The sequence below is a fragment of the Mesorhizobium sp. B1-1-6 genome (genome assembly GCF_006443035.1).
Classification (GTDB): Bacteria; Pseudomonadota; Alphaproteobacteria; order Rhizobiales; family Rhizobiaceae; genus Mesorhizobium.
In genome coordinates, this window is sequence record NZ_VFWR01000005.1 from 1 (window position 1) to 22,484 (window position 22,484).

At 62.2% G+C, this 22,484-nt stretch carries 15 protein-coding genes; 10 read left to right on the forward strand and 5 right to left on the reverse strand.

The genetic code is table 11. From position 1 onward, the window contains the following. The first annotated feature begins 94 nt into the window (after positions 1–94). The 6 genes from FJ979_RS11425 to FJ979_RS11450 all read left to right on the forward strand — a co-directional run bounded on the left by FJ979_RS11425 (position 95) and on the right by FJ979_RS11450 (position 13,282). A complete protein-coding gene (locus tag FJ979_RS11425) occupies positions 95–9,670 on the forward strand; it encodes a DUF5801 repeats-in-toxin domain-containing protein (protein WP_246679305.1) in 9,576 nt (3,191 codons plus the stop codon). Between the two features lie 26 nt (positions 9,671–9,696). Further along, positions 9,697–10,065, forward strand: coding sequence for a hypothetical protein (locus FJ979_RS11430; RefSeq protein ID WP_140498145.1), 369 nt, complete (start codon positions 9,697–9,699; stop codon positions 10,063–10,065). A 68-nt stretch (positions 10,066–10,133) separates the two neighbouring features. Further along, positions 10,134–10,409 carry a hypothetical protein gene (locus FJ979_RS11435; RefSeq protein ID WP_140498147.1) on the forward strand — a complete coding sequence of 92 codons (276 nt, stop codon included), beginning with the start codon at positions 10,134–10,136 and terminating at the stop codon, positions 10,407–10,409. Positions 10,410–10,501: 92 nt separating this feature from the next. After that, entirely contained in the window at positions 10,502–11,701 is a 1,200-nt protein-coding gene (locus FJ979_RS11440; protein ID WP_140580993.1) for an ABC transporter substrate-binding protein, read from the forward strand. A gap of 30 nt (positions 11,702–11,731) precedes the next feature. After that, a complete protein-coding gene (locus FJ979_RS11445; RefSeq protein WP_140580996.1) occupies positions 11,732–12,430 on the forward strand; it encodes a thermonuclease family protein in 699 nt (232 codons plus the stop codon). A gap of 105 nt (positions 12,431–12,535) precedes the next feature. Continuing rightward, the gene (locus FJ979_RS11450) at positions 12,536–13,282 is read left to right on the forward strand and encodes a GGDEF domain-containing protein (protein ID WP_140580999.1); all 747 of its coding nucleotides are present in this window, start codon (positions 12,536–12,538) and stop codon (positions 13,280–13,282) included. 124 nt (positions 13,283–13,406) lie between these two features. Here the strand turns inward: FJ979_RS11450 and FJ979_RS11455 are convergent, their stop codons facing one another. The 5 genes from FJ979_RS11455 to FJ979_RS11475 all read right to left on the reverse strand — a co-directional run bounded on the left by FJ979_RS11455 (position 13,407) and on the right by FJ979_RS11475 (position 18,342). Then, on the reverse strand, positions 13,407–14,219 hold the full coding sequence (locus FJ979_RS11455) for a formylmethanofuran dehydrogenase subunit C (RefSeq protein ID WP_140581002.1): 813 nt from the start codon (positions 14,217–14,219) through the stop codon (positions 13,407–13,409). Next, positions 14,216–15,124 carry a formylmethanofuran--tetrahydromethanopterin N-formyltransferase gene (gene fhcD, locus FJ979_RS11460; RefSeq protein WP_140560495.1) on the reverse strand — a complete coding sequence of 303 codons (909 nt, stop codon included), beginning with the start codon at positions 15,122–15,124 and terminating at the stop codon, positions 14,216–14,218. Before fhcD ends, FJ979_RS11455 begins: the two co-directional genes overlap by 4 nt. Next, positions 15,112–16,743 (reverse strand): formylmethanofuran dehydrogenase subunit A, encoded by a 1,632-nt coding sequence (locus tag FJ979_RS11465; RefSeq protein ID WP_140581005.1) that lies wholly within the window; start codon positions 16,741–16,743, stop codon positions 15,112–15,114. Before FJ979_RS11465 ends, fhcD begins: the two co-directional genes overlap by 13 nt. Next, positions 16,737–17,843, reverse strand: coding sequence for a tungsten formylmethanofuran dehydrogenase (locus FJ979_RS11470; RefSeq protein WP_140581008.1), 1,107 nt, complete (start codon positions 17,841–17,843; stop codon positions 16,737–16,739). The genes FJ979_RS11465 and FJ979_RS11470 overlap by 7 nt, the downstream gene beginning before the upstream one ends. A gap of 118 nt (positions 17,844–17,961) precedes the next feature. Next, positions 17,962–18,342 carry a 4a-hydroxytetrahydrobiopterin dehydratase gene (locus FJ979_RS11475; protein ID WP_140498164.1) on the reverse strand — a complete coding sequence of 127 codons (381 nt, stop codon included), beginning with the start codon at positions 18,340–18,342 and terminating at the stop codon, positions 17,962–17,964. Positions 18,343–18,499: 157 nt separating this feature from the next. Here FJ979_RS11475 and FJ979_RS11480 point away from each other — a divergent pair, with 157 nt between their 5' ends. From FJ979_RS11480 to mch, 4 genes are read left to right on the forward strand one after another with little or no spacing between them, the layout of a single operon-like run. Then, positions 18,500–19,471 carry a beta-ribofuranosylaminobenzene 5'-phosphate synthase family protein gene (locus tag FJ979_RS11480; RefSeq protein WP_140524695.1) on the forward strand — a complete coding sequence of 324 codons (972 nt, stop codon included), beginning with the start codon at positions 18,500–18,502 and terminating at the stop codon, positions 19,469–19,471. Positions 19,472–19,501: 30 nt separating this feature from the next. Then, complete coding sequence (locus FJ979_RS11485) at positions 19,502–20,395, forward strand: NAD(P)-dependent methylenetetrahydromethanopterin dehydrogenase (RefSeq protein WP_140566625.1); 894 nt, start codon at positions 19,502–19,504, stop codon at positions 20,393–20,395. A 46-nt stretch (positions 20,396–20,441) separates the two neighbouring features. Next, entirely contained in the window at positions 20,442–21,503 is a 1,062-nt protein-coding gene (locus FJ979_RS11490) for an ATP-grasp domain-containing protein (RefSeq protein ID WP_224655934.1), read from the forward strand. Next, complete coding sequence (gene mch, locus FJ979_RS11495) at positions 21,500–22,456, forward strand: methenyltetrahydromethanopterin cyclohydrolase (protein ID WP_140515161.1); 957 nt, start codon at positions 21,500–21,502, stop codon at positions 22,454–22,456. Before FJ979_RS11490 ends, mch begins: the two co-directional genes overlap by 4 nt. The last annotated feature ends 28 nt before the right edge of the window (positions 22,457–22,484 follow it).

Genomic DNA, 22,484 nt, shown 5'->3' on the forward strand with positions numbered 1-22,484 from the left:
CGATGGCGACGGCGACCACGTCACACAAAGCGCCGACATCTCCCAGACCATCGTCTTCGAGGATGATGGGCCGAAGGCCGTCGGAACCGCCTCGATCACGGCGAATGTCGACGAAGACGGGCTTGCCGGACACAACCCAGATGCCGGCAGGCCGGGTGAGACGGGAGCGATCGGCCTTTCCGCGACCGTCACGGGCGCTGCCGGCGCGCTGACCGCGCTCGTCGACTTCGGCGCCGACGGCCCGGGCGCCCAGGCGTTTCATCTTGCCTCGACGGCCGTGCCGGCGGATTCCGGCCTTACGTCGCAGGGCGCGCATGTGCTCATCGTATCCGATGGGAGCACCTTGCATGGTTATGCCGAGGCAGGAAACGGCGCCGGATTCTCGGACGGCGACCGCGAGGTCTTCCGGCTGACCGTGAGTGCCGACGGCTCCTACGTCTTCACGCTCAAGGATCAGATCGATCATCCCACGCTGGACGGCCAGGCCGGAGACAATGGCGAAAACCAGCTGACGAGCCCGATCGATCTTTCCTCGTATATCGTCGCGACCGACGGTGACGGCGACTCCATCTCCCTTGGCGCCGGGACCTTCCTGATCCAGGTCCTCGACGACATTCCGGTGCAGACCAGCGCCACCGTCTCCGGCAATGTCGGCGAGGACGCGCTTTTGCTGGCGAACTCGAATGGTCATTCCGTCGGCAATCCCGACGGAGATGGCCTCGGCACGGTCGCGACCGGTTCGCTGAGCTCGCTGGTCTCCGCCGGGGCGGACGAACCCGGTTCCTTCTCGCTGATCCAGAACCCCGCTGGCTTGCCGGCGGCGACATCGAAGGGCGAGGCGATCGTCTACCACGTCGACGGCACGGTGCTGACCGGCTATGTCGAGAGCGGAACACCCGGCCTCGATGCGGGCGACCGCAAAGTCTTCACCCTCGATGTCCAGCCGAACGGCACCTACACCTTCACCTTGCTGGACCAGATCGACCACCTGCCGAACTCCCCCGCCAACGATGACAACCAGAAGCTGGTGCTCGACTTCACACATGCGCTCCAGTTCACCGACGCCGACGGCGACACGATCGCGATCACCGGCGAGACGACGACCACGACAGCCACAACAGGCATGAGCCTGCATTCCGGCCATTACGGCACCTATACCGTGGGCGGCGTTACGTTCGACGGACTAACGTTCAATGGAGCCTTGGCTCACGATTTCAACAATGGCGCCGGGAGCGATTCCTTCAACGTTTCGGGTCAGGGCGTCGGCATCGGCGACAATCATATCCATGACAATGAGGGCTTCATCTTCTCGCGGCCCGGCACCGACGCGGTGAGCTTCACCATCAACGGCAACGGTTCGGGCACAATTTCCTGGGAAGCCTACAATGGCGCCGGCGTGCCGGTTTCCGGGAGCTCCGGTTTCCAGATAGGAACGATGACTGTGCCGGCCAACGGCTCAGTCGTCACGATCGACCCGGCGGGCACGTTCGACCATCTGGTGATCCGCTTCGATCTCGACAGCGGCGACAAGATCCGCGCCGAAAATTTCCTCTATACGTCGACCACCACCACCAGCGGCGGCGTCTTCACCATTGGCATCGAGGACGACATTCCGGTAGCGCTGAACGGCAGCGCCAATCTTCCGACCGTCTACGAAGACACGCTGACCGGCCTGTCGAGCGGAAATTCGGAAGGCGGCAGCCAGCCAACCTCGGTTACGTTTGGGGCATCGGCCTTCGTCCCACTGCTTTCGATCGGCGCTGATGACGACGCGACTTTCTCCTTCAACGTCGAAAAGAATGGAACTCAGGCGGGCGTGTCGTCGGGGGGATCGGCGGTTCATTTCGTTGTGGGTGTCGATGCCGTCGATGGTGTCGCGGCGGACGGTCGCACCGTATTCACGATTGCGGACAACAACAACGGCACCTTTACGCTGACGCTGCTCGATCACCTCGACCATAGCCTCAATTCCGGCGACAGCGGGACGATGGCGATCGACATCGGCTCGCTCTTCAAGGCGACCGACTTCGACGGCGACAGCGTCAACCTGGCCGGCACGTTGAACATTGTGGTCGAAAATGACAGGCCAGTGATCGCTGCGGCGGAGGCCACCGTGGCGGAAAGCACCGCAGCGGGTTCCACAAACGCATTCAACGCGGCCTCCGCGACCGGCTCGCTGGGAATCTCGTGGGGAGCCGACGACGCCAATCCCAACAGCGGCATTCACGACCGCTCGGTTACCTTCAATCCGGCGTTGGCCGGCGTCCAGGCTGGCCTGACGTCCAATGGCGATGCCATCACCTACACTCTGTCCAGCAACGACACCGTGCTGACGGCGACCGCCACGCACAACTCGGTCATCCGCACCATCTTCACCGTGTCGATCAACGATCAGACTAACGGCAACTATTCGTTCAACCTGCAAGACAATATCGACCATCCGGCTGGAGCCGACCACAACGACAAGGCCCTGTCCTTCGACTTCACCGCGACGGATTCGGATGGCGACAGCACGTCGTCCACCTTCACCGTGCATGTCACCGACGACATTCCGGTCGTCACCAGCCCCGCGGGTACGGGCAATGTGTCGGAGAGCCTGCTGCCCCTGGTACAGCCGACATCCGGCGATCTCAACATCGACTGGAATGCGGACGACAAGGGATCGAGCCACCTCGAATTCGCGCGCGGTCCCGGCAACACTCTCATGGCGCCCGAAGAGCTGACCTCGGGCGGCGTTTCGCTGGAGTACACAGTCCGTCTTGCCGCCAATGGCGTCGATGAGGAACTCGTCGCCTTCAAGCAAGGCGACACCGTATCCAATCCCGTCTTCATGGTGACCCTGAACGGCGTGGGCACCCCGACCTTTGTCTTCACCCTCTGGCAGCCGCTTGACCACGACCACACCGGCGGCAGCGACGCCTCGCTGCCGCTCGGCTTCACCATCAAGGCCGTCGACGGCGACGGCGACTCCGTCACCCAGAGCTTTACGGTCAATGTCGCGGACGACGTGCCGGCCGCAGCGATGAATGCACAGGTCCAGCTCGATGACGACGGGCTGGGCGGCAATCCCGATGGCACCGGCGATGTCACTCCCGACACAGCCCACACATCCGGTACGCTCGGTCACAGCTATGGCGCCGACGGCGCCGGTACGACGCTGCTCACCGGCGCGACGCTGCCGGTTGCGGGCGGGTTCTCGGTGACCTCGAACTCAGGAACCGACCTGATCATCAGCCAGGTGCAGAACAGCGTCGTCGTCGACGTGCTGAAGGTGCATCTGGCCGACACCACATCCGGCGCCTACACGGTCACGCAGCTTCATGCGATCGAGCACCCTGCCGGCGACGACGAGAACAATCTGCAGTTCGGCGTCAACTACACCGTCACCGACGGCGACCACGACACGGCCACCGGCACGCTGTCGATCGATGTCGATGACGACACGCCGACGGCAAGTGTAAGTGCCTCGCAAAACGTCGCCGAGGGCACAACGGTCACCGGCGTGCTGGACTTCGTCGCCGGCGCCGATGGTGCGACGGTGACGCAGATCAACGGCAAGACCCTGGTGTTCGGCGCCGATGGCTACTCGCAGCCAATCGTCTTCGAGCACGGCACGATGGCGGTCATGGCGAATGGCAGCTACACATTCACCGCGCAAGGCGACGACGTCTATCTTACTGGAGGCACCGCAACCGGCACCTTCACCGTAAAGGATGGCGACGGCGATACGTCGACCGCCAACTTCGGCTTTGCGATAAACGACACCACCAACGACACGACGGTCAACCTTAGCGCCTCGACGGTGTCGGAAGGAGCGGTGGCCAACTACGTCTTCACGGCAACACTGTCGAACGCCTCCCAGGGCGTGACCACGATCACAACCAACCAGGGCGACATCACGATCGCGAACGGCCAGACCACCGGCACGCTGACGATTGCCTCAGGCAATGATGAGGACGTCTATCTCGACGCGTCGAGCCGGACCGCGACCATCATCAACACCAGCGGTGGCAATTTCGAGCATCTCCTGGTCGGCGCCGCAACGGCGACGGCGCAGGTCACTGACACTACCAACACGGTGACGGCGACGCTCACGTCCTCAACAATCTCGGTCTCGGAAAATGGCGGCTCGATCCTTTATACGGTGACGCTGACCGGCACTCCTGGTTCGGTCGCACCGACCGCACCACTGACCTTCACGCTGGCCAATGGCGAGACAGTGACAGTCGCCACCGGCGCTACAACAGGATCCGTGACCCACACCTACACGGACGCCCAGATCACCGACCAGGCGAATATTTCCAATTCGATCGCGTCGGTGCAGTCGGGGGGCAGCGAATACGAGCATCTGGTCACGGCGGGCTCGACCACTGTCGACGTCAACTACTTGACGACGCTTACCGGTCTGACGCTGCAAGCTTCGGGCGGGGATACGTTCGTCGATGAAAAGGGCCTGGATATCCGTAGCGGCGAACCTGCGGGATCTGGCGAAAACGACAACAATCCGGCTACCAATTTCGATCCGTCGGAAAGCAACACCGGCGCCTTCGGTTTCACATCGCCCGACGGCCTGGTCACGATGACGATCGGGACCACAGCGCTGACCTTGTCGGAGTTACAGGCCGCCTCGCCTGGAGCGCCGGTGACCATCTTGGGCGGCCCGGCCTACGGATTGCTCCAGGTGACAAGCTTTGTCGGAGACGCGACCGGCGGCACGGTGACCTACAAGTTCACCTTGCTCGACAATGTCACTCATCCGAATACAACGGCGGATGCGACGCCCGGTGACCGTGGCCTCCAGGATCAGGTGTTTGCGAACTACGGTGTTGTCGTTACAGACACCGACGGCAGCAGCACCACCTCTTCGCTCGACATCGCGATACGCGATGATGGCCCAACGGCCCACAATGACACCGATTCCTTCGGCACTGGCATCATAGGCAGCTCGATCCTCGGCAATGTGATAGACGGCGCCGGCACCAACGAAGGTCTGCACGGCACCGGTATCGACACCCTGGGTGCCGACGGCGCCAAGATCAGCGGCGTCACTGGCTCTGGTGGATCGGACACCGATGTGGCTGGCGGCGGCTTCGTCGTCAGCGGCCAATTCGGCATGCTGGCTCTGCAGGAGGACGGCAGCTACGTCTATACCCGTGTCTCCGGCCTGGCCGGCAGCGACGTGTTCACCTACACGCTGAAGGACGGCGACGGCGACACCTCGACCGCGACGCTGACCGTCGGGCTCGACAGCACCGGTCAGCCGACCGCCACCTCGTCGAGCATCGTGGTCGACGAAGACGATCTTGCCGCGGGCGTCCACAACACCAATAGCACGGGCGACGATACGACTTCGAACCCCGCGGACATATCGCTCGGCAGCTATGGGCCGGACGGGCATGGCTCGCTCAGCTTCGACGTTGCCAATGGCGACACCGTCATGGACGGCGCTTTCACAGTGAAGCATGACGGTGTCGCGCTCCACTATTACTACGACACGGCCTCACACACCTTGTACGGCACGACCGACACGTCCGGCGCGACGGCCGCAGCCAACCACGCCGCCTTCAAGATCGAGGTCAACCAGACAGCGGCGACCTATAACTTCACGCTGCTGCAGGAGGTCGATCACCCGCAAGGCGGCGGCGAGAACGACATCAATCTTTCGCTTGGGTACACCATCACCGACTCCAATGGCGACCACGCCAACGGCACGGTCGGCATCAAGATCGACGACGATATGCCGACTGTCGCAGCGGATACCGCGACGGCCGTGGCTGGCACCAAGCCGACCATGAACGCGATCCTTGTGCTCGACTTCTCGCAGAGCATGAACGATACCGTCCCGGGCACAGGGCAAACGCGCCTCGCGCTGATGAAGTCGGCCGTGGCGGATTTCCTCGCGAGCAACGATGTCACGTTCACGCAGATCACGGTTTATACCTTCGGAGTCAGCGGCAGTTTCATCGGGCAGTATTCGGATCCGGCAGCAGCGGCTTCGGCCATTGCAGCGATCAACTCGACCTCGGCCGGCACTAACTACGCGAGCGCCGTGAGTCTGGTCAGCGGCACGACGGGCAATGGTTACGCCAATCTTAGCCATCCCGCGGCGGACCAGACCAATCTGTACTTCCTGACCGACGGCGACCCGACTGGCGGCACCCACCTGACCTCGGCACAGCAGGCGGCATGGACCAACTTCCTCAACGACAGCGGGAACGACCCGGACTATCCCGCGGTCAATCACGTCTATGCCGTCGGCTTCAGCGATATCAATAATACGAGCTTCCTTGACGAAGTCGCGCAGCGTGATGAAGACAGCACGCAGATCGTCAAGGATCCGACCATATTGTCGGCCACGCTGTCGGCTTCGTTACCTGGTGAGGTAAACGGCAATCTCCTCGGCAACGACCATTTCGGCGCCGATGGCGGGCATGTCTATTCGATCACGGTCAATGGTACGACCTACACTTGGAACGGTGCGACGGGGGCGGGCTCGCAAATCACGGAGACCGGTGCGATCACCGGCACAATCACCGGCCAGACGACGGTGACGGGCATTGCCACGGCAATCGGCGGACATTTCTCATTCCATTTCGACACCGCCGCATGGACCTATACCAGCCCGACCAATGTCGCCTCGAATACGACCGAGAGCCTTAACTACACATTGGTGGATGGCGACGGCGACAAGGCGAGCTCGACCTTGACGGTCAATGTGGTGGTGCCGGCGCATCCGGAAACGAACGCTGTTTCAGCCAGCGGCGCAGAAGACGCATTGGATATTGCGGTCACGCTGGCGGGCTCCGACGGCGATGGGACGGTAACTTCTTTCAAGATCACCAGCCTGCCGACCAATGGCACGCTCTATCTGGATGCCGCACATACCCAGGCGATCGCGCTCAATGGATCCGTGCCGGCGGGTACATCGACGATCCACTTCGCCCCTACCGCCAACTACAATGGGCAGGTCACGTTCCATTATGCCGCCGTTGATAACGACGGCTTGCAGGACAGCACCCCGGCGACGGCCACGATTAGTGTGACGGCGGTGAACGATCCACCGACGTCGACGATAACGCCGACGACCTATGCGGCCACCGCGCAGACGAGTCTCACCCTTTCGGGAACCGGATTGTCTATCGGTGACGTCGACGCCGGCGGCGGTTCGATGACGGTGACCCTGTCGGTCACCGAGGGCACGCTGTCAGGGTCGGCCGGCAACAGTGGCGCGGCTGTCTCAGGCAGCGGTTCGTCAACGCTGACGATCACCGGCACCGTGACGCAAATCAACAATCTGCTCGGCGGTGTGAGCACAGGTTCTGGCTCGGCCGGGTCTATCACCTATGTCGACAATCTGGCTTCGACAGCCACACTGATGCTCACCGTACATGACAACGGCAATACTGGTGGCGCAGATCTCAGCGCCAGCGATACGGCGACGATCAGCATTGCTCCTCTGAACCATGCGCCCGTTGCGGCTGATCTGACAGTGGTGTCAAACTACGGTGGGAGTGCATTCGCGGTGGCGGACGTTGCCTTGCTGGCGTTTGCATCCGATCCAGATGGGAACACGCTTAGCATCACCGGCGCGTCTGCACAGAACGGATTCACGACTCTCAATCACAACTCTGGCCAGATCAATATAGACGACAACAACAGCGCCGGTGGGACCTTTACCTATACAGTGAGCGATGGATCGCTGACCGATACAGGTACAGTCACCTACCAGCAGGACACAGCTGGCACCGTATCGGGAACCAGCGGCAGGGACATCGTCGTTGGCAACGATAGTGCGAGCACGCTGGACGGTGCAGGCGGCAGCGACGTCATCCTCGGCGGCTCCGCCGGTGACACGATCATCGCGGATCAGGTCGATCTGTTGATCAACGGCGGCGGCGGAACAGATACCCTGCAGGTTGGGGCAAACTTCACCAGTGCGTCCGACGCACAGCTTGCCAATATCGAGAATGTGACGCTGACGGCAGCGGCGACTCTTGATCTGTCCAACCAGACTGAAGGGTTCACGATCACTGGTTCGGCTGGTGCTGATTCGATCACCGGCGGTTCCGGCAACGACACCATCATCGGTGCCCAGAACGACACGCTGCTAGCCGGCGGTGGGGGCACGGACACGCTGCAGATCGGCGCGGCTTTCACGAGCACAAGCGATGCCCAGATCATTGGCATAGAGACGATACAGTTGACCTCGGCCGCAACCCTCAACCTGTCCAATCAGACAGAGGGTTTCAAGATCATCGGTTCTTCGGGAATCGACACGATCATTGGCGGTGCAGGCGCCGATACCATCAACGCCGCCGGGGGCAATGACACGCTCACGGGCAATGGTGGGACGGATCAGTTCCGGCTGGCCACCAACTCCGGAACGGATGCGATTACCGACTTCCAAACTGGAGTCGACAAAATCGGCTTCCTCGATACGGGCTCGACCGGAAGCGGCAGCGTCGATTTCGCAAATACCATTGGCAGCTCGGCAGGAACGGCCCTCAATAGCAGCGATTTCGTCACGCGTTCGAACGTCGACAGCATTGTGGGGGCTGACGACACCAAGGTGATATTGATAAGCAGTGCTCAGACAACGGCTCAAATCACCGGAGACACTGGAGGCAACAACTCTCAGAACAGCTATATTGTCGTTTTCAACTCAACGACTAGCCACGGCGAAGTCTGGTTTGATACCGACTGGGACAACAGCCCCGGCCGCATCCAAGTGGCGTCCCTGAACAACATCACCAGCTTGGCGCAGCTAACGGCCCTCACCGCCTCCGACTTCGTCGCCTACAACAGCACCGTCGACCCGATCATCCTCGATCTGAACCACAACGGCTTCACCTTCTCCGACCTCAGCCACGGCGTCCAGTTCGACATCAATGGCGATGGGGCCAAGGACCAGATCGCCTGGAACACCTCGAATGACGGCATGCTGGCGATGGATCTCAACCATGACGGCAAGATCGATGACGGCAAGGAACTGTTCACGCCGAGCTTCGGCGGCGGCAACTTCGCCAGCGGCGCGGCCGCGCTGGCCTCTCTCGACGGCAATCATGACGGCCTCATCGACCACAATGACGCGGCGTTCAGCAGTCTGCTGATCTGGAAGGACGCCAATACCAACGGCATCAGCGATGCCGGGGAATTGTCGCACCTCGCGGATAACGGTATCGTCTCGATCAGCACGGCGGCCAGCCCCGCCGTGGGCGAAATCGACGGGCAGACCGTGACAGGCAACGGCACGTTCCAGATGGCCGACGGCACCACCGGCAACTATGTCGAGGTCGAACTCGACACCTCGCTCGGTGCCCCCGCACAGCCGACCGTCGCCTCCGACGGCACGAAGACCTTCGCCATCGGCTCTCTCGAGGTGACCGACCTGATCGCCGACTTCCATGACGGGGCCAAGGGCGACCAGATCGATCTTACGGCATTGCTGAAGGGCCTGGCCGGCGTCACCGATCTCGAAGCCGGCGGCTTCGTGGAGATCGCGCAGTCCTCCGCCAATGCGGCGAACGCCGAGGTCAAGGTCGACACCAATGGCGGCGGCGACAACTATCACACGGTGGCGGTGCTGGAGAACTATACGTTCCACAGTGCCGCCGAAGCGGTCAAAATACTCTATGACGACAGCCATGGTACCAAGCAGGACGTAGCCTAAGGGGCGAAAGGAACGGGGTAAGCAACATGAACAGAATCTTGCGGGTGGCTTTCGGGGCCGGGCTGCTGTCGATCTTGTCGACGGGCCTCAATGCCGCCGACATCATCGAAGGACCCACGGGCGATTATTGCGGTGTCGTCGGCACCTCCAACCTGGTGCTGAACGACAACATCGTCGATCTCAGGGATCAGGTGGTGAAGCTGATGGACGAGTCGGTCGCCGTCGCCAACAGCTCGGAGTGGATCAATTCGTCCCGGCCGGTTTTCGTCTGGGCCTCGGAAGCCAAGGTCGCCTGCGGCATGGCTTACGGCTATCTCAAGACGAACTACAAGGACGAGGACACGCTCAACAAATGCGAGTGTTTCCACGATCGCATGGTCGAGTACATGCACTGACCGGATAGGCAACCTGCGCCTGTTGGCCACCATGGCAGCGGACGGATCAACTCCTGAAGGCGATCGCCGTGGCCGGCATTGGCCAAGTCGTCACGCTGGCTTGCGCCGACCGGCTGGAGCAGCCTCCCATGGCACAACGTCGTCCGGCTCGGCGCAGCCGATCCATTGTGACGCAACCGCAGTGTGGCATGCGACAGACATTCAAGGCGTTCGCGAGCTATCAGCCGACCGCGCCGTTGCCGATGGCGACGTTCGGCGTTTCCGCGTTTTCGTCGGACCGCGATACCTTCTCAGGGCAAGCGCGACGGATCGGGGCGCTGAGGGCTCGGCTCTTCGGCGGCTGAAGAAAAACAGGACGGCACGACCAGTTCGCCGTAACATGCGTCGGAGACCAGACCGGGAATAATAAACCGGCGGTGAACAGGGTGGGACAATCATGGAAGCTGGCCGACGGGTCCGTGGGCTGAAGATTTGGGCAACCGCCTTCGCGCTCGCTGCGGTATTGTCGGGCTGCCAGTCGAAGGGGGGCGTTACCGAAGCGCTCGATCCGGCGGCGATTGCCGCGCCTGCCGGGCAGGATGGCGCCGAGGGCGCCGGCCCGGCCCAGGCAACCCAGTCGCTGGGTACCGGTTCGACGAAAATTACCATGCTGCTGCCGTTATCCGCCCCGGGAACGGCGGGGGAAAATGGCCGCAAGATGCTCGATGGCGCCAAGCTCGCGATGACCGATATCGGCAATGGGTTGCTTACGCTGACCGTGGAGGACACCAAGGGCGACAACGCACAGGCCGGCAAATTGGCGCTGCAGGCCCTGACGACCGGCACGAAAGTCGTCATCGGCCCGACCGAACTGCCGGCAGCGCAGCATATCGCCACATTGTCGGGATCGAAGCGGCCGCCCGTATTGGCGCTTGCCGACAATTTCGCGGGCGGCGCCGGTGTTTATGCCGTGCGCCTCAGCGAAGCGGACAGTGCGGCGGCGGGTGCCGCGGGCATCGCCGCGAAAGGCGGAAAAAAATTCGTATTGTTTGTCGCGGGTGGCTCGAACGCCAGCACGGTCGAGAAGCGGGTCGGCAACAGTCTCAGCATCTATGGCGCGACGCTCGCCGTCACTGTTCCATATTCGGCCGGCGACAGCGCCGCCAAGGCGGTCGACGAAATGGCCTCGCTCGTGGACACTCCCGACGCGGTCATCATTGCCAGCGGGGAGGCCAGCCCCTCGCCTATACTTGCCGCCCTCAAATCAAAGGGCATTGCGAGCAAAGCGACCTCCGTCGTCGGAACCAGCCGTTGGCTGGAGCATCCCATGGACCCAGCTTTCGAGGGAGCCTATATCGCAACGCTCGATCCGGGCGAAACCGGGCCGATCGCCGACCGCTTCAGGACGACATACAATTATCCGGCCGACGTCAACGTAGCCTACGCTTATGATATGGTTGCGCTGACGGCAGGGATTGCCAGCGCGGTCGGACCTGACGGCTTCAGCAAACAGGTGCTCGAAAATCCGAGCGGATTTCGCGGATCGACCGGCCTGTTCCGCTTTCGCGCCGATGGATCCAGCCAAAGATCGATGCCATTCTACCGGATAGAAAAGGGTGCGCTCAAACTGGTTGCCAAATCGACCTCGGGGTTCTGACCGCCCGCTAACGAACGCTGCGCCGGCGTGATGGACGTGCCAGGATGTGCCCGCCTGGTCATTGCGGTCGGAGGCCTCGAGCTGCTGTTCGGGATTGCCCTGATCATGCATGCCGGAGCCTTGCTTGCGACCGACCGGCCTGCCCTTGCGACCCGTGTCGAGAATGCCGGGCAAGCAACCCGGTCGGAGGCGACTGTTCTCGTCGGAAGATGGCGAGAAGCGCGCAGGGTTGCCGAGGATGTTGTCGCACCGCCGCCAATTGACCTGTCCGAGATCGAGCGGATCGAAGCCCGGCCTCCGCTCGGCGATCTCGGCCTCGCCGTGCCCCCTAAAACGCCGATGCCAGGCGATTGGGGTGAAACCCTGCTCTTCCGGCCAATAGCAACGTCATCGGCGACTTTCGAATCCATGGGACGCAAAGTGGCCATCAGTGGTGTGGCCAGCATAGAACCGGAAGCCACCTGCTCGTTTCACGATGTCGCCTGGTCTTGCGGCCAGCACGCACGCGCCGCCTTCAATTCCTGGCTGCGTGGACGCGCGCTGAAGTGTGTCGTGCCGCCGGAGGTCGAGCGTTTTGCCATTGCCGCGCCGTGTAACCTTGGCAAGCAGGATGTCGGCGCCTGGCTTGTGTCCAACGGCTGGGCGATCACGCTGCCCACCGGCATCTATGGCAAGGCGCAAGCAGTCGCCGAGGACGCGGAGGTGGGAATTTTCGGCCCGCCGCGATAGGCGAAAATCGATTCACGTTTCGCACATCGATCAAATTGTATGGTTTGCCGCAACTGAAATTGCGCATGCCGGCGCTATGCTCGCCGATCTGACAGGAGATTGGTAATGGCACAAGCCGAAACGACCGCCACAGAGCCGGTATGGAAGGGTGTCGCGTGGCTCGCCTTCCTGGGGACCGTTGGCAGCCTTGCCCTCTCCGTGGGCCTCAATTACCTGCTGTTGTTCAGCGATGTCTTGACGCCGTTCGGGCGCAGCATGGTCACTGCGCTGCTGCTGCCTCTGATCATCGGTCTGCCGCTTTTCGTATTGATCGGCTTGAAACAGGCCCAGATCCGCGGCTACCGGCGGGAGCTCAACAGGGCCGAGACCTATGACAGGGTGACAGGCTGCCTGAACGGCCCGGTTTTCACCTCGATGGTCGAGCGGCGCGCGGCCAGGCCGTCAGCGCCAGGGCCGCGCTCGGGTGCCTTCCTGGTGATTCATGCCGAACACCTTCGCTCCATAAATCTTCGCTTCGGTCCAGATTGGGGCGATGAGGCCTTGCGGCTCGTCGCCTCGGCCATTCAGTCTTCGGTCCGCAAGGAGGATATGGTAGGTCGCATAGGAACATCGATGTTCGGAGTCTTTCTTCCAGGTACGACCGAAGCGGAGGCCGCGGAAATTGGCGAGCGCATTCGGGCAAGCGTCGCGCGGGTCTATTTCGCGCCCAAGGGGACCGAGGACGTTCTGGCGATCAGCCTGGGAAGCACCGTGTTTGAAACCGAGCTTGGATTCGAGGACATGTTTCGCTCAGCGGAAGCACAATTATCCGCCCGCGCATCCGCCGAAACGCGCCCTACAGGTCTCCAGTAGGCCGCTTCAACCTTGGCGAAGCCAATGACCGGCGGCAAATCGACGTTTGGACACATTCCTAAAGCTCAGCGAGCAGGGCCGCTCGACAGGCACAAGCACTTGATCGATCTCGTTGCCGGAAACCTCATCGGCGCGGAAAGAGAACCTCGCCCATTCCAAGCACCGCGTTGTCGCCGCCATATTTATGTGGTGCGCTCCCCAGCAGCGGCCGTTTCAAAATGCCTTCGGCGATCAGATGACGATCGATGACGGTGGCGAAAACGCTCTCCGGCGCGCCACACTCGACGAAGCTCGGTGACAGATGTCCTGGCGCGCGATCGAGAAGGATCGAACCGCGGCGCATCAGGTAGCCGGGCATTTCACCGATGCCCCCGGCTACCACCAGCGTGCCTGCGATCATGCGGCTGCCGGCATAGTCGCCCGAGCCTTTCAGCACAGAGATCAGACCGCGCCGCATGCGGTCCGCGGCGAAGGCGCCCGCCCTGCCCCTGACGATCAGCACGCCGCCATTCATGCCGGCCAGTTCGCCGACGAGCGGCGCACCAAGGTGATCGCCGGCATTGCCTGTTATCTCCAGCCTGCCGCCGCGCATGCCAGAGCCGGCGTGCGGCCCCGCATTGCCTTCGATCGTCAGCTTGCCGCCGCGCATGGCGCGCCCGGCCTGCGCGCCAGTATTGCCGATCACGCGAACCGATCCACCTCCCATGCCTTGCGCCACCCGGTCGAGGCGCGCGCTTCCTCCTTCGAACACGATGCTTAGCGGATCGCTGCCGGCGAGGCGAAAAATGTCGCCCACCTTCGATCCGTGCTTCGACATGCCGATTCGGATTTTTTCGATATCCCGTCTTTCGCTCCCAGCAAGCCGCTCCGGCGTCAGCGGCGACAGGTCGAGGCGCTCAGGCGGTTCGGCAACAAGAGTGAAGGTCAGCGCCTTCATGGCAACATATCCTTCAGCGAATAGATGAACTTACCGAGCTTGCCGCCGTAATTGCCGGCGCCGATGCGAACCGCGCCTTTCTTCGGTCCGAGCTGGAGGACGGCCTTGATGCCGGCCTTCATCGCCGCGGCAACGGCATCATTGGTCTCACCATCAATGACGATTTCCAGGACGGCGTTGATGTCGGGGCCGAGCTCACTCGCAACCACACCGCGCAGTGTCGGCGCGTAGCCTTCGTTGGCCGAGGCGATCATGCCCTTGTATTTGCCACCTATCTTGGAACCCGAACGGGCGATGCCGCCCGGGAACGGCACGATGGCACCGGGCACCATTCCGATCGCGGCGACCGCGGCCTCGGCCGCGACCAATGCGTTGGCGCTGCTTTCGGCCATGACAAAGAAATTGCCGCCGCCGACGGCTTCCTTCGTCAGTCCGGTTGTCGCCTCGCAGAGGAATTCACCATCCATGACGGGAATGCGCCAGAAATGCCTGTCGCCGATCTTCTTGGAGATTTGCCAGCCATCGCCGAAATAACGCAGTGCCGAACCGAGCTTGAGCTTGGCGCTGCCCTCCAGCCCGGCAAAGCAAGCGGAGCCCGGCGAAGTCAAAACACACTGCCCGACGCGATTGAGCAGTTGCTTCTGCAATTCATCGGTTCCCATCGCGAAGATCATCACGCGGCAGCCGGGCCGGCCATCCGGGGTGGCTGACGGCGGCAGGTCGGCATCGATTGCCGCTTCGCAGCCGCAACCGATTACCGAGGTGGCGAAGCCGGTCATCGTGATCGCCGCCTGCCGTGCCCATTTCCGGTTCGGCGCGGTGATGATGATGGCGGTTGCCCGCATCCCAAAGGCTTCGGCAAAAGTATCGTCGATCGTTACGCCATTTACGCTCACGTTCGGCATGGCACCTCGCCGAATGGCTGTTCACGCGCAATCGCGGAATCCGGGAAATTGAACCAATCTAAGGACAGGCCGTAGCGCTGCTGGTGATAGTCCTCCAGACGCCGCACCATCGCCTTGTCCACAGGTGGATTAAGCCTGAGGGCCTTGCCCCAGCGGTAATGGATGATCTCCCCGTCCTGCACGACGAGATCGCCATCCTTGAAAACATATGCCGCCTGTCCGAGCATTTTCGCGATACTTTCGTTCCTGCGATAGGCAGCAATATCGGCTATCGCGCCGGCGCCGAGATGGCCTCGATCCGTCAACCCAAGCAGCCTGGCCGGCGCTGCGCGCGTCATGATGGCTATTTCCTCGAACGTGTATTCGCGATCGATTGCGGACAAGGTAGAGTGCGCTAAGGCGGATCGTGAAAGTCCAGCGGCCATTTCGGTGCGTGCTTCCCGCCTCATCAGCAGCTCGAACAGAGCCGGATAAGCGGTAAAGGGTGCACCGTTGGGGTGATCGGTGGTGAAGAACACACGCCAGGGATCGTCGATCAGGAGAAAAAGCTCGAGCCCGATCGCCCACTGCATCGTGCCATAAAAGTCCTTGCCATAGCTGTAGGGCACGATGCCGCCGCCATTGCCATCCCCGTCATGAATGACGGTCTTTTTCGGATGCGCGTTGCCCCGCGCCGAGAACTGCCGCATGACGTCGGAGGAGACCGTGACCGTCTGACCGAACATCACCTGACCGATATCGATGGTGACTTCCGGCGTCGTGTTGACCAGTTCGGCAAGCCGCGCGGCAGCGGAGGAAAATCTTCGCTTTCCTTCCGTGCCATAGCCATAGAACTGGAGGTGGGCAAGGTGCAGCGGCTGCCCATCCGCCGCCGCAATCGTCGCGGCCGCCGTGTCCGCAGATCCGGGAATGCCCAGATTGTTGCAATGGACATGCAAAGGATGCGGCAGGCCAAGATTGTCGACGGCGGCCTGCAGCGTCTTGACGATGTTGCGCGAGCTGACGCCGTAGGAAGGCACCACATCGTCCAGCGCGAACGTGCGTGCGTTTTCCTTGAAGGCGGCCGCTGCACCGGCGTTGATCACCTTGACCCCGAGCGCTCGCGTCGAGGCGACCGTCCAGGCGACATAGTCCTCGATCATTTGAGGTGTGGCGGCGTCACGGATCATTGACAGCAGGAAGTCGTCGTTGCCGAGAATGGCGAGCGTCGCCTTGTCGATGATCGGGATGTCGGCCAGCTCGAGATGGGTGTGGAGTGCAGATCCCGGCGACATCGCCGGTTCGACGACCGTCGTGAAGCCCATCTTGGCGTAGAGACAGCCGGTCTGGAAGGTCGACCAGCCGGCATTGGAGAGCGGCGTGGTCGCCGGTCGGGCCTGATGGGCGGCATGCTGTTCGGGCAAGAGAAGCCGCGCGGTATTCACGTTACCGCCGCCAATGTGGGAGTGGATGTCGATGGCGCCCGCCATCACAATGCAGCCGGCGGCTTCGATGGTCCGGTCGGCCACCCCCTCAGCCGGCGCCGCGACGATCTTGCCGTCCTTGATCCACAGGTCGCCCTTGCCGAGACGGCTGTTGACGGGGTCGACGATGTCGCCGTTGGCAATTTTCGTCAGCATGGCAATGCCTCGGCGAAAACCCGACTGGCGACCAGGCGAATGATCGTCGCGGCGGAGGGCAATTTCGAAGCAGCGCGGGTATCAGTCGACTTCAGCGAGCCGGTACGGCTGGAATAGACAACCGCATCGTGATCGACTCCAGCTTCGCCAATGGCGATGGTGACCGCGGCGCCTGTGACCGGCTCTTCCGTTTTAGCCAGCGCAATCAGTGCCATGTGTCCCCTTTTTCTCGGGAGTTGGGCAACCGTGGCGGAGATCCGCAGGTGCAGGTCGGCTTCGCCGGCGGCGATCATGCGCGCCACATCGTAACGCCAGGGATCGAATTCCGGGAAGCCCCGCGCAAAGCCCGTGCGCAATGGAAAACCTGTCATCCAGGTCGAGGCGAGCACGCTTCCCCACCCGTTTTCGCTCGCGGGCAGATGAAGGCCAGATGCACGTGATTTGCGATTGAGATCGGCGATCAGCCCCTGCAGCATCTCCAACGCCAACCCATCGGTGGCATGGCCTGAAAACAGGAACACGGGAAAGTGCGCAGCCGCCAGAGCCTTGGCGAAATCGTTGAAGTTCGACACCGGTCGCGATGTTTGCCGCCCCTTGTACTGCGCCCTCAGCGCCGCCAGCGTGGCGCCGAGGCTAGCCTGGCCACAGGAAAGGAGCGTTGCCTTGCGCCCGTTTTTCAGCGGCGGCGCGGACACCCCGTTCGATCCCACCAGGAAGAACTCGCGCTCATTCCCGGTCGAGAGATCGGGCCTGGTCGAGAGATCGGGAACCGTGCCAGCGAGTTCGGCAACAAGGTCATGATGGGTTTGTGCGAGTTCGCCCACGATCACCACGATATCGGCACGCCGGCGCGTCTCCCCAGGGGCGACGGTCATCGCGCCCCTGTCGGTAAAAAGCAGGGTCTCTCGGGCAAGTGCCGCGCCGTCGGTGTGATCGTATGCCGCGCCAAGCCGCTCGGCCAGCGCGATCGCCGCCCTCGTGCCGTGTATGTCCGTATCAAAGCTGAAAACCGGGCACCGGCTTGACGATAACAGCGACGCGGCATGCGCAGCCGCGCGCTCGACCAGCGCTTCCCGGTTGCCTATCCAAGCAACCGCCATTCGCTACACTACTTTCTGGTGCCGGCCCGATCCTAGACGAAACTGGATTGGCCGTGAACCCCGCTTGCCAGCAGATTAACGAATGTTTTCATACGCTATCAACAAACTCCGACCGCGCTTAATCATATTTGATGTAAGCGAAGCGTTGATCGGTCGCCGGAGTTCCCTCCAGCGCTCCGCCTTCCTTGGCCGGCTGCCACTGGACAACGTCCTCGATCTTTCTCGCCAACTCGAAGTCCTTGTCGGTGATACCCTTCGCCGCGTGGTTCATCAGGCGTACCTCGACCCAGGCATAGGAAGCGGTGATATCGGGATGGTGCCACGCCGCCTCGGCGAGATGGCCAACCGTGTTGATGACCATCAGCGTCGACTTCCAGCTGTGGGTCTTGTATTTGCGCCGTATCCAGCCGTTTTCGTAGCGCCATTTCGGCAACTCCTTCTCAAGCCGGTCGGCAATCTCGGCGTCCGAATAGACCTTCTCCTTGACCGTTTCGCTCATCTCGACCTCCCCGAATTGCTCGGTCCGTCAACACGACAGGCCAAAGCAGAAACATGAATGCACTCTCTTTGGCTTGCTCCCTCGACGAAAACAGTTATCATCGTGGCGGGCACCTAAACTTCCATGATGCATCCATGATGCACCCATCGGGGGGCAGATGTCGAATTTTGTTACCGTACGAGTGCCCGCTCGCCTTCACCTTGGCTTCCTCGATCTCAATGGCGATGCCGGACGTCGCTTTGGCAGCGTTGGGCTTCCGTTGAGTGAACCCGAAACCGTTGTCACCCTGTCGCGGTCCGGCGAGACCATAGTCGAAGGTTCCGAGAGCGTTCGCGCCGGTGAGCACTTGTCGACGCTCTGCAGGCATCTCGGCATTCGCGGCCAGCACCATTTGGTGATCGAACAGTCGATCCCGAGTCACGCCGGCCTTGGGTCCGGCACGCAGATCGCCCTTGCCGTCGCCTCGGCACTGCGAACGCTCCACAACCTGCCTCTCGATGTCGCCGGCGACGCGACCCTGCTCGAACGAGGCGGCCGATCTGGAATCGGCATCGCAAGTTTCGAAGACGGCGGCGTGATTGTCGACGCGGGCAAGGACGAGCGTGGCGGACCGCCTCCGGTCGTGGCGCGGCTGCCGTTTCCCGAAGAATGGCGCGTCATCCTCATCCTCGACCATGCCGGGCATGGACTGCATGGCGAGGCAGAGGTCGCGGCGTTCCGTTCACTGCCACCCTTCCCGACGGCGGGCAGCGGCGAGATCTGCCGGAGGGTACTGATGGGTATCATGCCGGCCTTGGTCGAGCGCGATCTTGCGGCATTCGGCGCTGCCGTCACCGCGATACAGATGCTGATCGGCAGCCATTTCGCTCCGGCGCAGGGCGGTGTGTTCACCTCAAAGCGGGTCGAGATGGTCGCTCACCGTCTCAATAAAGCGGGCGCCGTCGGGATCGGCCAGAGTTCCTGGGGACCCACAGGGTTTGCCTTCGCGCCGTCGCATGACGCCGCGCTCAAATTCGTCGGCGCGGTTCAGAAGACAGCCGTTGAAGACGGCCTTCAGATCAAGATCGTCAAAGGCAGGAACTCCGGCGCGAAGATCAGTTCGACCGGACTCGGTCTCGTCGGCAGCTGACGCTTCAGATTCCAAGCAGAAAGGCGAGAAATGGCCCGCAAACATATCCTGCATATGCTGACGCCGTTGAAGCACATGAGCCCGTTCGACGTGAACATGGCGCTCGACGCTGGCTTCGATAGCGTGGTCCCCTATGTCGATGTCGACCTTGGTGAGGTGACAGGCCTGGTTCAGGACGCGATCTTTTCGCGCCCGCCGGATGCGGGTGTCGATACCGGCATCTTTATCGCCGGGAAGGATGCTTCGTTGGCGCTCGACATGTTCGATGCCGCGAAGAAGGCGATGGTGCCGCCTTTCCAGGTTTCGGTATTTGCCGACCCCGCCGGCTCGTTCACCACGGCCGCGGCGATGGTGGCCAAGGTCGAAAAGGCGTTGGAGAAGAAATTCGAGCGCGGGCTGAAGGACACGAGGGTGGCTGTTTTCGGCGCCACCGGCGTGGTTGGCTTCTGCACCGCCGTCATCGCGGCAAGGGAGGGCGCCCGCGTCACGCTTGTCGGCCATGACGGCATCGAAAGGGTGAAGCAGATCGCTGCCGAGATCAAAAGCCGATTCAAGATCGGTGTCGATGCGGCTGACGGATCGAGCGATGCCCGGAAAGCCGATCTGGTCGAAGCAAGTGAGGTCATATTGGCTTGTGCGAAAGCCGGCGTCCAGGTGGTTTCAAAGGCCCAGTTGAGAGGAAGCGGCTTGCTTATCGCCGCCGACGTCAACGCGGTCCCGCCCGCAGGCATCGAAGGATTGGCCGTCAATGCCAATGGCGACCCGCTAGAAGCGGCAAAGGTCGTCGGGATTGGCCCGCTAGCCATCGGCAACGTCAAATATAAGGTCGAGTCTGGCCTTTTCAAAAGAATGATCGAATCCGAAAAAACGATCGCGCTCGATTTCCAGGAAGCGTTTTCCCTTGCACGCGAGATTGCCAAATAGCGCCAGATCTCTGCTGATCGCGGCGATTTCAGGCCGGGCATTGGCCATGGCTGCGCGGCGTGCGGGCTATCGTCCGTTGGTCGCTGATTTCTTCTGCGATACCGATACGGTTGCGCTGGCAGAACGAACGACCAAGCTGCCGGGCAACCTACAGGACGGCATCGACGGCGAGCGCATCATCGAGACGCTTCGGGACCTGGTCGGCGAAGACCAGCCGGTCGCCGTCGTCCTGGGCTCGGGTTTTGAGCGGATGACGGAGACTGTCGACGCCGTCGCTCGCCATTTTCCGCTTGCCGGCAATCGCGGCGCGGCGATCAGCAGGATCAAGGACCCGCAATTGCTGGCCGCGGATTGTGCCGAACTCGGCATCCCACATCCGGAATTCCGGTGGGATCGACCGCCTGAGCCAGACAGCTGGGTGGCCAAGACCGTGGGCGGCGCCGGGGGTGGGCATATCAGACAGGCGGCCGGAGAAAGCCAGACCACCGGCCGCTATTTCCAGCGTTTCGTCGCCGGACGCAGCATCTCGGCCCTGTTCGTCGGCGACGGCCAGGCCGCGCGCATCGTCGGCTTCAGCCAACAATGGACTTCCCCCGTCTCCACGGCGCCCTACCGCTATGGCGGGGCCGTGCGGCTGAGACGCTTCGACCGCAGGCAGGCGGCGGTCATCGGCGGCTGGCTTTCAGCCCTGACGCGCCGTGCCGGCCTGGTTGGATTGTGCAGCGCCGATCTCATTCGCGGATCGGATGGCTACAAGCTCATCGAGATCAATCCGCGGCCAGGCGCCACGCTGGACATTTTTGACGAGGCCGACGCGCCGCTGATCGAAGCACATCTGCGAGCTGCAACCGGCGGAACTTACCGTTTGCCACGCTTCGTCGATTCGATGGCTTCAATGGTGACCTACGCCGCGACGCCAATCGCGCGGTTTCCGTCGATTGCGTGGCCCGAATGGACCGCTGACCATCAGTCGCCCGGCACCCCTCTGATTGCCGGCGACCCCGTCTGCACCGTCTTCGCGCGCGGTCCGAACGCCGATTTGACCAGGCGGCTCATCAAGGGGCAAGCCCGCCGGTTGCAACTCCAATGGGAAGGAGACCGGACATGAAAGACGGTTCGGCATTCCTGAACGACAATGCACAGCGCATCGCTGACGGCATGATCAGCGACGCCGAACGGCTGCGGATCGCCGCTTCCAAGGGAACCTTGGGCGAGCTCCTTATCGATGTCGGCGCCAAGGCGCCCGGCAGCGTCGAGGCCGGGCTGCGCATGGCGGAGGCGGCGATGGGCGGTCTCGGCAGCGTGTCGGTGTTTATGGACCGCACGGAGCGGAAATGGCCGTTCACCGTCGAGGTGCGCTCGTCGCAGCCGGTACTAGCCTGCCTAGGCAGTCAATATGCGGGCTGGAACCTGTCTGCCCAGGACTATTTCGCCATGGGATCGGGACCGGCGCGGGCACTCGCCCGCGTCGAACCCCTGTTCGACGCGCTTTCCTATCGAGACACCGCATCGTCCGCCGTGCTTATCCTGGAGACTGCCAAACCGCCTCCCCCAGCAATCGTCGAGAAAGTGAGCAAGGCAACCGGACTGGCAACCGACAAGCTCACCTTCCTCTACGCGCCGACGCAAAGCCTTGCCGGCAGCCTGCAGATCGTTGCGCGCGCGCTCGAGGTTGCCCTGCACAAGGCCAACGATCTCAAATTTCCGCTGGAGAACGTTGTCGACGGCATCGGAGCGGCGCCAATCCCCGCCCCCCACCCGGATTTCCTGACCGCCATGGGCAGAACGAACGATGCCATCATCTATGGCGGCAGCGTCCAGCTCTTCGTAAAAGGGTCGGCAAAAGAGGCCAGCAACCTCGCGGAGAAACTTCCGAGCCGCGCCTCACGGGACTACGGTCAACCCTTTGCCGAGATCTTCAAGCGGTTCAAGGGGGATTTCTATGCCATCGATCCACTGTTGTTCAGCCCGGCCGAAGTGATCGTGACGGCGATCGAAACCGGCGACACGTTTCGCGCTGGCCGGCGTGATCCAAAGATGCTCGAACGGAGCCTCGGTTAGCATGGCGGCACAAAGAGACCCGTCCGTC